The 14,011-nt window shown below is 69.4% G+C and carries 13 protein-coding genes; 2 read left to right on the top strand and 11 right to left on the bottom strand.

Going from position 1 to position 14,011, the window contains the following annotated elements:
* Positions 1–198: 198 nt before the first annotated feature.
* From FM112_RS17300 to FM112_RS14330, 7 genes are all read right to left on the bottom strand, one after another.
* Positions 199–1,608 (bottom strand): LPXTG cell wall anchor domain-containing protein, encoded by a 1,410-nt coding sequence (locus FM112_RS17300; RefSeq protein ID WP_176386848.1) that lies wholly within the window; start codon positions 1,606–1,608, stop codon positions 199–201.
* Positions 1,609–1,780: 172 nt separating this feature from the next.
* Positions 1,781–2,926, bottom strand: a complete 1,146-nt coding sequence (locus FM112_RS14305; RefSeq protein ID WP_087008781.1) for an LPXTG cell wall anchor domain-containing protein — start codon at positions 2,924–2,926, stop codon at positions 1,781–1,783.
* Between the two features lie 207 nt (positions 2,927–3,133).
* Positions 3,134–3,520, bottom strand: coding sequence for a 50S ribosomal protein L7/L12 (gene rplL / locus FM112_RS14310; protein ID WP_087008783.1), 387 nt, complete (start codon positions 3,518–3,520; stop codon positions 3,134–3,136).
* Between the two features lie 45 nt (positions 3,521–3,565).
* The gene (rplJ, locus tag FM112_RS14315) at positions 3,566–4,081 is read right to left on the bottom strand and encodes a 50S ribosomal protein L10 (protein ID WP_087008786.1); all 516 of its coding nucleotides are present in this window, start codon (positions 4,079–4,081) and stop codon (positions 3,566–3,568) included.
* A gap of 342 nt (positions 4,082–4,423) precedes the next feature.
* Entirely contained in the window at positions 4,424–4,765 is a 342-nt protein-coding gene (locus FM112_RS14320; RefSeq protein WP_087008788.1) for a hypothetical protein, read from the bottom strand.
* 13 nt (positions 4,766–4,778) lie between these two features.
* Positions 4,779–6,206 carry a TFIIB-type zinc ribbon-containing protein gene (locus FM112_RS14325; RefSeq protein WP_254910515.1) on the bottom strand — a complete coding sequence of 476 codons (1,428 nt, stop codon included), beginning with the start codon at positions 6,204–6,206 and terminating at the stop codon, positions 4,779–4,781.
* A 178-nt stretch (positions 6,207–6,384) separates the two neighbouring features.
* The gene (locus tag FM112_RS14330) at positions 6,385–7,680 is read right to left on the bottom strand and encodes an SHOCT domain-containing protein (protein ID WP_087008790.1); all 1,296 of its coding nucleotides are present in this window, start codon (positions 7,678–7,680) and stop codon (positions 6,385–6,387) included.
* 171 nt (positions 7,681–7,851) lie between these two features.
* Here FM112_RS14330 and FM112_RS14335 point away from each other — a divergent pair, with 171 nt between their 5' ends.
* On the top strand, positions 7,852–8,556 hold the full coding sequence (locus tag FM112_RS14335; RefSeq protein WP_087008792.1) for an NAD(P)H-hydrate epimerase: 705 nt from the start codon (positions 7,852–7,854) through the stop codon (positions 8,554–8,556).
* 15 nt (positions 8,557–8,571) lie between these two features.
* On the opposite strand, the gene FM112_RS14340 is transcribed toward FM112_RS14335, so the two are convergent.
* Complete coding sequence (locus FM112_RS14340; protein WP_140400712.1) at positions 8,572–9,396, bottom strand: YqaJ viral recombinase family protein; 825 nt, start codon at positions 9,394–9,396, stop codon at positions 8,572–8,574.
* 74 nt (positions 9,397–9,470) lie between these two features.
* Positions 9,471–10,505: a 1-phosphofructokinase family hexose kinase gene (locus FM112_RS14345; RefSeq protein ID WP_087008794.1), complete on the bottom strand. Its 1,035-nt coding sequence runs from the start codon at positions 10,503–10,505 to the stop codon at positions 9,471–9,473.
* A gap of 100 nt (positions 10,506–10,605) precedes the next feature.
* Here FM112_RS14345 and FM112_RS14350 point away from each other — a divergent pair, with 100 nt between their 5' ends.
* Positions 10,606–11,574 carry an NADP-dependent oxidoreductase gene (locus tag FM112_RS14350; RefSeq protein ID WP_087008796.1) on the top strand — a complete coding sequence of 323 codons (969 nt, stop codon included), beginning with the start codon at positions 10,606–10,608 and terminating at the stop codon, positions 11,572–11,574.
* On the opposite strand, the gene FM112_RS14355 is transcribed toward FM112_RS14350, so the two are convergent.
* Together FM112_RS14355 and rplA are read right to left on the bottom strand one after the other, a co-directional pair.
* On the bottom strand, positions 11,571–12,992 hold the full coding sequence (locus FM112_RS14355) for an MFS transporter (protein ID WP_087008798.1): 1,422 nt from the start codon (positions 12,990–12,992) through the stop codon (positions 11,571–11,573). The two genes, FM112_RS14350 and FM112_RS14355, sit on opposite strands and share 4 nt — an antisense overlap.
* Positions 12,993–13,205: 213 nt before the next feature.
* On the bottom strand, positions 13,206–13,895 hold the full coding sequence (gene rplA / locus FM112_RS14360; RefSeq protein ID WP_087008800.1) for a 50S ribosomal protein L1: 690 nt from the start codon (positions 13,893–13,895) through the stop codon (positions 13,206–13,208).
* Between the last annotated feature and the right edge of the window lie 116 nt (positions 13,896–14,011).

Here is a 14,011-nt window from a genome sequence, read left to right on the forward strand (position 1 = left end):
TCTGCTCGAAGCCGGCGGTTTCAGACCTCGACTACACCCTCGTTCGTGAAGAGCCATCAAACTGCGGGAAAGAGTGGGGATTTCCCCCTTAATGCGGTGACGGAGCTCATACTTTCGTACTGCATGCCGACACGGCGAAGGGGCCGGAAGCATTCTTCCGACCCCTTCGCCGCCGCGTCAAGCGCGGGAACGGGATGTTCAGCTCAGCTCGGCGCGACGACGCACGAGGTAGAGTCCGGCGCCTGCGGCCATGAGCACGAGACCCCCGCCGAGGAACACGGGCAGTGCCGGGTCGGCACCGGTCTGCGCGAGTTCGCCGTCCTTCTCGTCACCCGCGCCCGGCTCGCCGGTCTCATCGCCGGCAGGCCCGTCGCCCGTCTCCCCGGGCTCGGAGCCGTCCGTCGGCTCGGGCTCGTCGCCGGTCGGAGTCGGCTCCTCGTCCGTCGGCGCGGGCTCCTCCCCGCCCTCCTCCACCACGGCGAACGCCGCGACGGCCTCGACGATCTCGCCATCCTGCTCCTGCGAGACGCGGATCTCGTAGTCCCCGACGGGGATCGCCGCATCGGCCCCGTTCTCCGAGTAGACCAGCGTGCCGGCCACGCCGCCCTCGGCGTCGGCGAGCTGCTCCTCGCCGTCGACGTTCTCGACGTCCGCCCATTCCTCCTCGCCCGCGGAGCGGATGGAGAGCGCGAAGGGCGCTTCCGGGAAGAATCCTTCGCCCGTGTAGGAGACGCCGTCGATCGTCTCCTCAGGGGTGTAGGACTCCTGCTCGACCCGCAACGACGCGTCGACCGGTGCGGGCGTCTCGGCGCCATCGGTCACGGTGACGTCGATCCGGCGCTCGATGTGCGCGAGCTCGTCCCACGCGAGGACGGAGTAGTCGCCGGGCTCGGTGCCCTGGTCGTAGACCTCGACCGTCACGTCGAACGCGCCGTTCTCGTCGGCCACGAGGGGGTTGGGGATGGAGCGCCCGACCGGCGCGTCGGTGCGCGGATCGTAGTCCGCCGCGAGGAGGTACACGTAGACCTCCGTGCCCGGCGTGAAGCCGGTGCCGCTCACCTGCAGCCCTTCGGCGTCGAGCTCCGCAGCCGTGATCTCCGTGGCCGACGAGATCTCGGGCCCCTCGATGGGCTCATCGCCCTCGACGACCTCGAAGCTCGCGGGCAGCACGCGGTCCTCTTCGCCCTCGCGCGAGACGGTCACCGTGAAGTCGATGACGCCGACCTCGACCGCCGCCGGGTCGCCGGTGCCGTTCACGATGTTGTACTCCACCGCGTCGCCTCGCACCGTGGTGCGCATCTCCGTGAGCGAGTCGACGACCACATCCCCGGCCTCCAGCCCCGTCACCGTCAGCACCACGCCCGGGTTCATGAACTCGACCTGCGTGACGGTCTGCGGCGAGACCGATACCTGCGCTTCGATGGCCTGCGGGCCGGCCTGCGCCTCGGGCGTGCGCACGTCCTCGCGCTCGAAGACCGTCCCGGCGGTCGTGATGCCCGGCAGGTCGGCGGATGCGGGGGCCGGCGGGGCCGATGCGAGTGCGGGCGGCGCGCCCAATGCGAATACCGAGAGCGCCGCGGCGGCGGCGAGCGTCAACGTGCTGTTCAAGTGCGATTCCTTGCTCTGCGAATTTCCTAATTGATTATCGTTATCAATACTAGAACATCTCGACGTCCTCCTCGCATGCCGACAGACGAGAGCGGGGAAAACGACTGACGGGCCGGAAGTCTCCTTCCGGCCCGTCAGTCGTTCGGCTGCGTCGAGCGCAGCTCAGGGATGCTTAGCTCAGCTCCGCACGGCGGCGCACGAAGTAGAGTCCGGCACCTGCGGCCATGAGCACGAGGCCGCCGCCGAGGAACACGGGCAGTGCCGAATCGGCACCGGTCTGCGCGAGCTCGTCGTCGCCCTTGCCCTCGTCATCGGTCTGCGTGGGCTTCGTGTCGTCGGTCTCGGTCGGCGTCGGCTCGTCGGTCTCGGTCGGGACCGGCTCCTCGCCACCCTCTTCCGCGACCGTGAAGGCCGCGACGGCCTCGATGGTCTCGCCGTCGATCTCCTGCGAGACGCGGATCTCGTAGTCGCCCTCGGGGAACTCGGACGCGATCTCGTTGACGTAGTAGTGGAGCGAGCCCGAGGCGATGCCCTCGCCGTCGGTCACCTGCTCGTTGTCGTCGACATTGTCGACGACCTGCCACTCGTCCTCGCCCGCGGCGCGGACCGAGAGGGTGAAGGCGGTCGAGGGCGCGAAGCCCTGGCCGATGTAGTCCACACCGTCGACGGTCTCGGCCGGGGTGTAGGTGTCCTTCTCGACGCCGAGCGTCGCCTCGACGGGCGCCGGGGTCTCGGTGTCGGTGGGCTCGGGGTCTTCCGTCTCGGTCGGCTCCGGGTCCTCGGTCTCCGTGGGCTCGGGGTCTTCCGTCTCGGTCGGCTCCGGGTCCTCGGTCTCGGTGGGCTCGGGGGCCTCTTCGCTGACGACGAAGATCTCGGTCTCGGCGGAAACGGGGTCGCCGTCCTCCGGAGTCTGCGAGATGCGGATCTTGTACTCGCCCTCGGGGAAGGGAGCCTGGACGCCGCCCTCGCGCAGGACTACCGCCCCGGCGACCCCGCCGTTCTCATCGGCGACCTGCGCCTGACCGGTGACCTCCTGCCACGTCTCGCCGCCGTCGGTGCTGATCTCGGCGATGAACGCCACCTCCGCGAGGAAGCCCGTGCCGGTGTAGGGGACGCCGTTCTCGGCGGTCTCGGCCGGCGTGTAGTGGCTCTGCGTGGTGGCGACGCCAGCGGCCTGCGTGCCGACATCGGTGCTCTCGGTGGGCTGGTCCGTCTCGGCCGGCGCGGCGAAGGCCGCCACCGGCGTGAACACGGCGCCGCACACGAGTGCAGCGCCTGCGAAGGCGGCACCGGCGGTGCGCTTACGAAGCTTGATCATGCGTTCGTTGTCTCTTCCTGCAATGCCGCACACAAGGATGGCAGCGGCGTTCAACATTTCCTAAGCGAAAGGTTATCTTTCCGTGACCTTGTAGCGCAATAGCACTTTCGGCTGATACGTCATCCGGGGAAACGCGAATGCGGGCCGGAGCCGAGGCTCCGACCCGCATTCGCGGTGTCGCGGTGGGCGACACCGGTCAAGCAGAGACTACTTGAGGGTCACCGACGCGCCGGCGGCCTCGAGGGCCTCCTTCGCCTTCTCGGCGTCTTCCTTGCTGGCGCCCTCGAGGACGGCCTTGGGCGCACCGTCGACGAGCGCCTTGGCCTCGCCGAGGCCGAGCGAGGTGAGGCCGCGGACCTCCTTGATGACCTGGATCTTCTTGTCGCCGGCCGACTCGAGCACGACGTCGAACTCGGTCTGCTCCTCCTCGGCGGGGGCGGCGTCGCCACCGGCAGCGCCGGCAGCGGCAACGGCGACCGGAGCCGCAGCGGTGACGTCGAAGGTCTCCTCGAAGAGCTTCACGAAGTCGCTGAGCTCGATGAGGGTGAGGTCCTTGAACTGTTCGATGAGCTCTTCAGCGGTGAGCTTTGCCATGAGTTTTCTCCTTGTTGTGATTCTTGCCGCAGCGTCCGGGACGGACTAGTTCGCGGACTCCTGCTTTTCGCGCAGCGCCTCGACGGTGCGAACCGCCTTGGCCGCGGGCGCGGTGAACATGTATGCGGCGCCAAACAGCGAGGCCTTGAACGCGCCGGCAAGCTTGCCGAGCAGCATTTCGCGGGACTCGAGGTTGGCCAGCTTGTCGACATCCTCCGCGGTGAGCACGGCGCCATCGAAGTAGCCGGCCTTGATCACCAGGTTGGGGTTGTCCTTGGCGAAGTCGCGCAGCGCCTTGGCCGCGTCGACTACCTCACCCTTGACGAACGCGATAGCGGTCGGGCCGGTGAAGTCGTCGTCAAGCCCTTCGATCCCGGCGTTGTTGGCCGCGATCTTGGCGAGCGTGTTCTTCGCCACGGCGTAGTTGGCTGACTCACCGATGGAACGACGCAGCTCCTTGAGCTGGGTCACGGTGAGACCGCGGTACTCAGTCAGCACGATGGCCGAAGAGCTCTCGAATTCCTTCGTGAGCTCAGCGACGGTAGCTTCCTTAGTCGCCATGGGTCTCCTCTCTTCTGTATCGCACGCCAAAAGCGGGTGCTTTTCGCGTACCGCTCGTGCTGCTCCGGAAGAGCCGCCCCGCAACAGAAAACGCTCCGGCGCAGATGGCCGGAGCGGAGTCGCGCACCCGCTCAGAACACGGGATGCGCTTGCTACAGTCACCTGCGCTGGCCGTCCTGTCGAGGAACCTTCGTTCGGCTGCCGTGTCGAAACACGCATGCCGAGCACCAGCGGTCTAAGGCTGTTGATCAGTGTAGGGGCAATTCGAGCCCGCGCGCAAGAGGCCCGAGGAAGAACGGCCCGCGCCTCCGCAGCACCGGGCCCGCATCCCGCACGGCCGCCTCAGAAGCTGCGGTGCACCTGCGTGTTGCTCCCGAGCCGCTCGCGCGGGTCGCGGCTGTTGTCGCCGTCGATCCGGCGCTTGCGGGTGCCGACGATCTTGTTGACCTTCTGGTCGTAGCTCTGGAGGTTCGCGACCTCGCTGGCGGACTTGTGCTCGTACTCGTAGCGCTTGTCGTGGTTGCGGTAGCGCCGCATCTTCGCGCCGTAGAAGAGCACGCCGGCGAGCGGCCCGGCGAGGAGCAGGTAGAGGATGTTCTCGCTGTCGCCGGAGGAGTCGGCGAGCGGCACCGACTGCAGGTGCTGCGCGGTGTCGAAGAGGACGGTCAACAGATCGGGGCTCATGGGGGCGTTCCTTCTACGTGAAGAGCACCGCGAACGCGATGGCGGCGCTGGCCGCGGTGCCGAGGATGCTGATCAGCGTCGAGACGCCGATGAGGCGGGCCTTGTGCACGGGCACGCTGCCCATCGTGGCGCCGGTGCGGCCGTTCACGGCGACGTAATGCGTGAACGCCTGCCCGTTCTTGACCTCGAAGTAGCTGTAGAGCCACACCGGCACGTAGAGCGAGACCCAGCGGGATCCGTGCACCACCAGCTCCTCGTTCCGCCACCGCACCCCGCGGTCGTACCGGCGGATGGTCTCCCCCGCCCTGCTGCGGGCGATGGAGAGCACCCGCCCGTTGGCCATCGGCTCGACGGCGGCGACGTCGAGATCGCGCCGCTCGGAGGTGAACCCCCGCAGGTAGTTCGCGTTGTACGACACCGCCTTCTTCGTGTCGAAGGGCTGGATGGCGTTGATCACGTTGTTCGTGTTGAGCTTGACGTCCTGGTTCGCGCGCTCCCCCGAGGACTCGATGAGCACGTCGTCCACGGCGATGTCGAACTTGCGGCCGAGCTCGTACACGTCGGCATCGTAGACCCGGTAGCGGTTCTTGTCCGTGCCCCGCATGTACGAGCGGGTCTGGATCTCGCCCTGGCCGCGCAGGTCGACCGAGGCGTTCGCATCCATCGCCAGGTAGGGCATGTAGACGCCGACGACCTCTTCGGGGGCGAACTCGTGCACGAACTTGGGATTCGCGAAGAACTTCCGCGCGCCGACGAACTCGCGGATGTTCTCGACGGCCTGCTCCTTGGTGATGGAGAAGGGCAGGAGGCCGTCCGGCACCGCGCCGTTCGGCATCTGCCGGTTGATGGAGAGCGTGTTGCGGCACCAGTGGCAGCGCGACTGCGTCGCCTCCGCCGTGTTGACCACCACATCCGCGCCGCACGCCTGGCACTTGAGCGTGACGACGTCCTCCGTCGACTCCTGGATGCGGGTCGCGCCCGACCCCATGTGGATGCCGCGGAGCTGGTTGATCGGGGAGTCGAACCCGAAGGTCTCCTCGATCGTGGCCTCGGCCCACTCGTACCGGCAGAACTGGCAGATGAGCGTGCCGCTCGAGGGCCGCGGGACGACTTCGGTCGAGCCGCACTTCGGGCACTTGTCGAGGCCGTCCCGCTTCTTGGCCGAGGTGTCCGTGACCTTGATGCCGGGACCGCCCGCCGGAGGCGCCGCCTCGCCGGGGCGCTGCTCCCCGCTCCGCTCCCCCGGACCGGGATGCTGGCCCGGCACGCCCTGCGGAGGGTGCTGTCCGGGCATGCCCTGCGGCGCGCCTCCGGGTTGAGTGACAGGCCCCGCCGGAGCCCCCGGCTGCCCGCCCGGCGCGTACTGGCCGGCGGGCGCGGCTTGCGGGAACCCCTGCTGGCCGTTGCCCTGGGCGGGATGGCTCTGCTGCGACCCGGACATGGGCGCTCCTGTCTCCGGGGAACGCGATGGCTGATCGTCGTTCAGCCCGATCGAGTCCTGCACCGACTCCGGGAGATACGACAGCGCAGCGCCGAGCGGGCTGTTCCTCAGCCCCTTTCGCCACGGGAAGTCAACCACCGCGTCCCTTCCATCCTGTATTCGAGTTGCCGACCGGCGATCAGCCCAGGCCGAGCGCGCGGTTCTTCGCCGCGTCGTAGTCTTCCTGCGTGATGAGCCCCTGGTCGAGCATCTGCTTGTACTGCGCGAGCTTGGCGATGCTGTCGTCGCCGTTCTGCTGCGGCTGACCCTGCTGGCCCTGCGGCGCCTGCTGCTGCGGGGCCTGCTGGCCCTGGGCGGGCTGCTGCTGGCCCTGCTGCTGCGGAGGCTGCTGACCGCCCTGCTGCTGTTGCTGCTGGAAGGGGTTCTGATACGGGGCCGGCTGGTTGGGGTTCTGCTGGAAGTTCATGGCGCCGCCGGCGGCGTTCATGCCCATGCCCATCATCGCGATACCCTGACCTCCCGAGTTCTCGCCCGCGCTCTCGAAGCCGCGCGCGACCGACTGCTGCAGGAAGGACTGGCCGCGGGCGCCCGACAGCGCATCCGCCTTCTGCGCGTCTGCGAGCAGCTTCTTCGTGGTCTCGTCGTACTCGATCGCCTGGATGGCGGTCTTGACGATGACGAGGCCGCGGTCGCTCGACCACTGGTAGCCCTCCTCCACGGCGGCCGAGAGCGACTGCGCGAAGCCGAGCGCGTCGCCCTGGATGCGCGACATGCGGTTGCCCTTGTTCGGGTCGTTCGTGTAGTTCGAGAAGGCCGGGGCCAGCGACGAGACGACCTCGTTGAACAGCTGCGCGCCCGCGGGGTTGTCGATGTCGCCGAAGTCGAAGACCTTCGGGCTCGCGCTCGTGTAGGCCTGGGGGACGAAGTTGCGGACGAACAGGATGGGGTCGACGATGCGGAGCGTGTAGGTGCCGCGCGTGATCGCGCCCACCTGTGTGCCGAGGTACGCATCGTCCCAGTAGATCTCCGACTGCGTGCCGAAGCGGTTGTTCGGGATCTCCTTGAGGTTCACGTAGAACGCCATCTGCTGGCTGCCGGGGCGGCCGCCGTGCTTGAAGCGCTCCCACGAGGTGCCGACGGTCGAGGAGAGGAAGCCGCCGCCGGTGAAGACCGACTTGGAGTCCTGGCTCTGCGGCTCGAAGACGAAGCCTCCCGGCTGGGCGATGAAGCCGGTGATGCCGCCGTCCTCCATCGTGATGAGGCCGAAGCCCTCCGGCACCAGGATCTTGCTGCCGCTCGTGATGACGTGCTCCGAGCCCCGAGTGTTGGACCCGCGCCCGGCGTTCTGGCCGTTCGCGACGGCCGGGAAGATCGCGGCCGTCGGCGGAAGATTGCGCGGCGGCTCCAGGAAGTCGATCCACTGGTCGGCGAACATGCCGCCGATCGCACCGCTAAACGCCTGAATGAATCCCATCGGTTCCCCTTCGTCTCGAGTGTGAGCAAGGGTAACGGAGCCCTCCGACATGTCGCTGTGCCGGGGCCTCGGAATGCGCTCGACGTCGCATGCCCCGCGGGAGATATCCGCCTGCCGGATGACGCTGGCCCGAGTGCAACTATCGGCGGCCGTCGGTGGGAGACTGGTCCCATGCGCAATGGATACACCGCCGCCCAGATCCGCGAGGCCGAAGCGCCCTTCCTCGAGCGCGGCGTGCCGCTCATGATCCGCGCGGCCCAGTCGCTGGCCGAGCACGTCACGAGCGTGCTGCCGGAGCCCGGAGCGGCGCGGGTGGTCGTGCTCGCCGGCGCGGGCGACAACGGCGGGGACGCGGTCTACGCCGCCTCCTTCCTGGCCGCCGCCGGGGTGCGCGTGCAGGTCGTCGCCGTGATGGGCCGCCTGCACGGGGCCGCGGAGGCCGCGGCCCGCGAGGCCGGCGTCGAGCTCCTCCCCGATGCCGACGCGGAGCGGATCGCCGAGCTGATCCCCGGCGCCGAAGTCGTCGTCGACGGCGTGCTCGGCATCGGCGCGGGCGGCGCCGCGGCCGGCGGCTCCCCGGCGCTGCGCGAGCCGGTGCGCTCGCTCATGGCCGAGGTCAAGCGCGCGGTCGCCGCGGCTCCCGCGCCCGGGCCGATCGTCGTGGCCGTGGACATGCCCTCGGGCATCGACCCCGACGACGGCGCCGTCGCGGACCCCGATTCGGTGCTGCGGGCGCACCTCACGATCACCTTCATCGGCATCAAGGCGGGCCTGCTGCTCGACCCCGCCGCGTCCTTCGCCGGCAAGGTCTGGCTCGAGCCGCTGGGCGCCTCGCAGGCGCTCCTGCACGTGCGCCCGGCCGTCTCGCTCCCCTGACGCCCCGGAGGCGCGCTACGGGATGCGCTTGAGCACTTCGTCGGCGAGCTCCACGAGCTTCGCGATCTCGGCGTCGTCCCGCTCGATCCAGACGAAGTTCGGCTGCGGGTCCTGCACCACGAAGTTCTCGTGGCGCTCCCACACGAACAGGGTGCGCCGGGCGCCGAGCACGTACTGCTGCCACCACACCTGGCGCAGGTAGTTGCGGGGGATGCGCTTCCAGGTCTTGTTGACCGTCTTGATCTCGGCAAGCACGACCTCGTCGCCCCACTCGGCCAGCCCGTCGGGGGTCGCGAGGTGGCGCTCGTTCTCCGCCGAGCGGAAGAGCAGGCCGCATCCGGCGATCCGGTGCTCGCGCATCACCCAGTCGGCGATGACCGGCTCGCGCCGGCGCCCGAAGTCGGTGTAGACGTTGCCGCCGAAGGAGCTGCCGTGCACCTTGTCCGCCGCCACGGCGCGCACCGAGGTGGGCGTCGCGAGCCGCGCCGCATCCGTCGCGGTGATGCCGCGGCGGCGCGCCTCGAGCCAGTCGTCGCGGTCCTCGGAGGAGCAGACGATACGCTGCGCCACCGGGCCGCGCGGCCGCGGGTTGCGCAGTTCCTCGAGGATGCCCGCCCTCCAGATCGTGCCCTGGACGGACTCGCCGACCGCGGCGCTGGGCCTGGTCTGCTGCGCCACGTAGGTCTCGAACACGCGCACGTCGTCCACGAGCCGGTCCTGCAGGCCCTCGATGCGCGGCTCCGGCTCCGCCGCCGAGAGTTCCGCGAGCGCGAGGGGCGCGAAGTCGCGCGCATCGCGCGACTCGGCCTCCTCGGCGGAAGTCGGACGGAACTGAACCATGACGGCCATTCTGCCAAAGCCCACGGACATCCCGGCACGCACGCGCGGGGCGCGCCGGTTCCGGACGCGCGGCGCTACGCGGAGGGCGTGTCGAAGAACTTGGTGGGCTCGGAGAGCTCCTGCTCGAGGTCCGGCTCGCCGAGGGTCGGCGTCGGCAGGTCGTCGAAGGACTCGATGATCGTGGTCGGCACCGTCACCGCGACGGCGCCGTAGACCACCGCCTTGCCGAGCCCCTTGCGGATGGAGAGCCTGGGCAGCGAGCCGTAGTCGGCCCGGCCGCCGTGCTGGCCGGGGCCGATGATCGAGTGGCCGACGAACCCGGCGAGCGTCGCGTCCCCCGCGCCCGTGGTGTTCACGACGGTATCCACCCTCGCGAGCCCCCAGACCACCTCGTCCTCGGTGATGGCCACGGCGCCGTCCTGCCCCATCGACACGAGCGCGACCTCGAGCCCGGTCTCCGCGATGATCTGCCGCCCGGCCTCGACGACGTCGCCCACCGTGTGGAGGTGGCGCTGCACGAGCGTCGCGAGCTCGTCCGCGTTCGGCTTGATGAGGTTGACGAGCCCCGAGCGCGTCCACTTGTCGAGCGAGGAGCCCGAGGAGTCGAAGGCCACGCGGGTGCCCAGGCGCCGGGCCTCGGCGAAGAGGCGGGCGAGGTCGCACTTCTCGCCGTTCTCGGGATGCTTCGGGATGGACCCCGAGACCACGAGCCAGTCGGCGCGCAGCGACTCGATCTCGCGGATGGTCATGTCGACCACGGCCTCCCAGTCGCGCTCCGGGATCGGCACCGCCTTCTGGTTGACGTTGGTCGTGCGGCCGTTGCGCTCGAGCACCGCGGTGTTCACGCGCATCCGCCCGGGGATCTGGATGATGCGCAGCACCTGCGGGTGCGGCGTGCGGAACAGGAGGTGCTCGTCCTCGCGGCCGATCGGCAGCACCGCCGAGGTGGGCAGCCCCGCCACGTGCAGGGTGCGCGAGACGTTGATGCCCTTGCCGGAGAGGAACTCCTGGATCTCGGTGGCGCGGTTCACCTTGCCCGCGTCGAAGTGCTCGACGAAGTAGGTGCGGTCGATCACCGGAGCCGGACTGAGCGAGACAACTGCGGGCATGGGGGTTCCTTTCGCGAGACCGGCTCAACGCTATCGCGCGCGGATGAACGCTCGTGACGACGGTGCGCATATTTTGCGGATCGCCTGCGAAGCTGGAGGCATGACGGAGATGATGCGCGCGTGCCTGGTACCGGAATTCGGCGACCCCGAGGTGATGACCATCGGCGAGGCGCCGAGGCCGTACATCGCGAACAGCGACACCCTGGTGCGCGTGAAGGCCGCGGGCGTCAACCCCATCGACAGCAAGACGCGCGCGGGGAAGGGCACGGCCCCGTTCATCGACCGCATGCCGTGGATCCCCGGCGGCGAGTTCGCCGGCGTCGTCGAGCAGGCCCCCTACGAGCTCGCGCCGTTCCAGCCGGGCGACGAGGTGTTCGGCATGGTGCTCACCCCGCACTACAGCGGCGCCTACGCGGAGTACGTGTCGACGCCGTTCATGTCGCTGGCGCGCAAGCCGCGATCGCTCGACTGGGCCTCGGCCGGGGCGACCCCGCTCGCCGCGCTCACCGCCTGGGCGGGCGTGGTCGAGGCCGGCCGCGTGTACTCGGGCCAGCGCATCCTCATCCACGCCGGCGCGGGCGGCGTCGGGCACTTCGCGGTGCAGCTCGCGCACTTCTACGGCGCCCACGTGATCGCCACCGCCTCGGAGCGCAACCTCGACTTCCTGCGCGAGCTCGGCGCCGACGAGGTGATCGACTACCGCTCGCAGCGCTTCGAGGACGCGATCTCGGGCCCGGTGGATGTGGTGCTCGACCTGATCGGCAACGTCAAGGACCGCACCGGCACGCGCTCGCTCAAGGCGCTGCGCGACGGCGGCCTCGTGATCAATGTGCCCACCGGCTCCTGGCCGGAGATGCACGAGGAGGCCGCGGCCGAGAACCGCGACCTCCGCGCATCCTCCCTCAAGCTCTCGCCCGAGGGGCGCATCCTCACGACGATCGCGCAGCTGATCGATCAGGGCGATCTCGTGACGCACCTCGACGCGAGCTTCCCGCTGGAGGAGGCCGTCGACGCGCATCTCCTGCTCGACGAGGGGCGCACCAGGGGGAAGCTCGCGCTCGAGCTCTAGTGCGCCGTCTTGACCCCCTCGGGCACGGGGTCGCTGGGCTTCCAGTCGTCCCACTCGCCCGATTCCTCCATGTCGCTGCCGAGGGGGATGCCGTGGCGGTTGCGCAGCAGGATGGAGCCGATGAGGCCGACGGCCGACATGATCATGAGGTAGATCGCCGCGCCGCCCCAGGCGTTCCCGTTCGCCTCGAACGTGGCCTGCACGATGAGCGGGGCGAAGGCGCCGCCGACGATCGCGCCGATCGCGTACGTGATCGAGACGCCCGAGAAGCGCACCGATGCGGGGAAGACCTCGGCGTACCAGGCGCTGAGGGGCCCGTAGCAGAAGCCGAGCGGGATGCCGAGCAGGCAGGTGCCGAGCACGAAGTAGATCGGGTTCTCGCCGCCCATGACCACGAGCGGGAACAGGCCCCCGGCCGCGAAGATCATCAGCACGTAGCCGATGATGAACACGGGCTTCGCGCCGACCTTGTCGGCGATCCAGGCGCCGACGTACGTGAAGATCGCCCAGGAGATCGCGGCCAGGTTGAGGAAGAGGCTCACCTGCCCGCCGTCCATGCCCACCAGACCGCCCTCCTCGAGCGGCGTGGAGGCGTACTTCTGCACGACGCCGCCGACGAGCATGTAGCCGACGGCGTTGTCGCCCGCGAAGACGAGGGCCGCGACGAGCACGATGAGCGGGAAGCGACGCAGCAGCACCGGGATGGGCGCGGATTCCTTCTTGGCCGTCTCGAGGATCTGCAGGAACACCGGCGACTCCTCGATCGCGCGGCGCACGAGGTAGCCGATGATGATGAGCACGATCGAGAAGAGGAAGGCGATGCGCCATCCCCACTCGGTGAAGGCGTCGGGGCCGAGCGCGGTCTGCAGGATCGTGAGCATGCCGGTGGCGAGCAGCATGCCGAACGGCACGCCCAGCTGCGGCCAGGCGCCGGCGCGGTTGCGGCCGCCGACCGGCGCGGTCTCGACCGCCATGAGGGCGGCGCCGCCCCACTCGCCGCCGGCGGAGATGCCCTGGAGCACGCGCAGCAGGAGCAGGATGACCGCGCTCACCGCCGCGGCGTCGCCGGTGGGCAGCACGCCGATGAGCGACGTCGCGACGCCCATGAGGATGAGCGTGGCCACGAGCACGGGCTTGCGCCCGTACTTGTCGCCGAAGTGCCCGGCGAGGAACGCGCCGAACGGCCGGAACAGGAACGAGAGGCCGATGGAGGCGAAGGAGACGAGCGTTGGCCCGGCCTCGCCGAGCGCCTCGCCCATGGGGCCGAAGAACTGCGGGCCGAAGATGAGCGCGGCCGCGAACGCGTAGATGAAGAAGTCGTACCACTCGACGGTGGTGCCGACGATGGTGGCGGCGAGGACTCTTCGTCGTTCGCCTTTGGACGTGGGCCGATCGTGGGTCAGGGGCGCGGTTGCCATTCGTGGACTCCGTTGTCTCTCGGAATGATTCGTAGGTCGGCGCGGTGGCCGGGTCGGCGCGATCGAACGCCGTGAAGTGGACTGCATTGTCCGTCGGGCCCAACCTACTACATACATGACCGATTGGTCAGTAATTCCGGGTATCGATCGGCGCACGGAAACCGAAGCGCCCCGCACCCTCCGAGGAGGGTGCGGGGCGCGGGGACGCCGGCCTTAGAAGGCGGAGACGTCGAGCGGGATCGCCGGGCCGAAGGTCGTCGAGACGTTGGCGCGCTGCACGTAGCGGCCCTTCGAGGACGACGGGCGGAGGCGGATGACCTCTTCCACGGCGGCCTTGAGGTTCTCGACGAGCTGCTCCTCCGAGAAGGAGGCCTTGCCCGCGATGAAGTGGAGGTTCGCGTGCTTGTCGACGCGGAACTCGATCTTGCCGCCCTTGATCTCCTGCACGGCCTTGGCCGCGTTGGGGGTCACGGTGCCGGTCTTCGGGTTCGGCATGAGGCCGCGGGGACCGAGGACCTTGCCGAGACGACCGACCTTGCCCATCATGTCCGGGGTGGCGACGGCCGAGTCGAAGTCGGTCCAGCCGTCGGCGACCTTCGCGATGAGGTCGTCGGCGCCGACCTCGTCGGCGCCCGCCTCGAGCGCCGCCTCAGCGGCCGGGCCCTGGGCGAAGACGATGACGCGGGCGGTCTTGCCGGTGCCGTTGGGCAGGCTCACGGTGCCGCGGACCATCTGGTCGGCCTTGCGGGGGTCGACCGCGAGGCGCATCGCGACCTCGACGGTGCTGTCGAACTTCTGCGAGGAGGTCTCCTTCGCGAGGCTCACGGCCTCGGCGATGCTGTAGGCCTTGCCTTCCTCGATCTTCTCGGCCGCGGCGCGGTACGCCTTGGACTTCTTCGCCATGTTGTGCTCCTAACAAGAGTGTGCGGTGTGCGAGCCTGGCTTGCTCTCCCGCGGAATAATGCAGACGTCGCGATCGGAACCGCATGTTCCGCGCTGCGCGACGCGAGGGGTGGTCA

Origin of the sequence: Gulosibacter sp. 10 (genome assembly GCF_900163695.1) — a bacterium.
Classification (GTDB): Bacteria; Actinomycetota; Actinomycetes; order Actinomycetales; family Microbacteriaceae; genus Gulosibacter.

Excerpts from the sequence above, each read along its gene's own strand:
- FM112_RS14350 (WP_087008796.1), top strand. The coding sequence starts at position 10,606 with ATGACGGAGATGATGCGCGCGTGCCTGGTACCGGAATTCGGCGACCCC.
- FM112_RS14320 (WP_087008788.1), bottom strand. The coding sequence starts at position 4,765 with ATGAGCCCCGATCTGTTGACCGTCCTCTTCGACACCGCGCAGCACCTG.
- rplJ (WP_087008786.1), bottom strand. The coding sequence starts at position 4,081 with ATGGCGACTAAGGAAGCTACCGTCGCTGAGCTCACGAAGGAATTCGAG.
- FM112_RS14345 (WP_087008794.1), bottom strand. The coding sequence starts at position 10,505 with ATGCCCGCAGTTGTCTCGCTCAGTCCGGCTCCGGTGATCGACCGCACC.
- rplA (WP_087008800.1), bottom strand. The coding sequence starts at position 13,895 with ATGGCGAAGAAGTCCAAGGCGTACCGCGCCGCGGCCGAGAAGATCGAG.
- rplL (WP_087008783.1), bottom strand. The coding sequence starts at position 3,520 with ATGGCAAAGCTCACCGCTGAAGAGCTCATCGAACAGTTCAAGGACCTC.
- FM112_RS14305 (WP_087008781.1), bottom strand. The coding sequence starts at position 2,926 with ATGATCAAGCTTCGTAAGCGCACCGCCGGTGCCGCCTTCGCAGGCGCT.
- FM112_RS14325 (WP_254910515.1), bottom strand. The coding sequence starts at position 6,206 with ATGTCCGGGTCGCAGCAGAGCCATCCCGCCCAGGGCAACGGCCAGCAG.
- FM112_RS14335 (WP_087008792.1), top strand. The coding sequence starts at position 7,852 with ATGCGCAATGGATACACCGCCGCCCAGATCCGCGAGGCCGAAGCGCCC.
- FM112_RS14340 (WP_140400712.1), bottom strand. The coding sequence starts at position 9,396 with ATGGTTCAGTTCCGTCCGACTTCCGCCGAGGAGGCCGAGTCGCGCGAT.
- FM112_RS14355 (WP_087008798.1), bottom strand. The coding sequence starts at position 12,992 with ATGGCAACCGCGCCCCTGACCCACGATCGGCCCACGTCCAAAGGCGAA.
- FM112_RS14330 (WP_087008790.1), bottom strand. The coding sequence starts at position 7,680 with ATGGGATTCATTCAGGCGTTTAGCGGTGCGATCGGCGGCATGTTCGCC.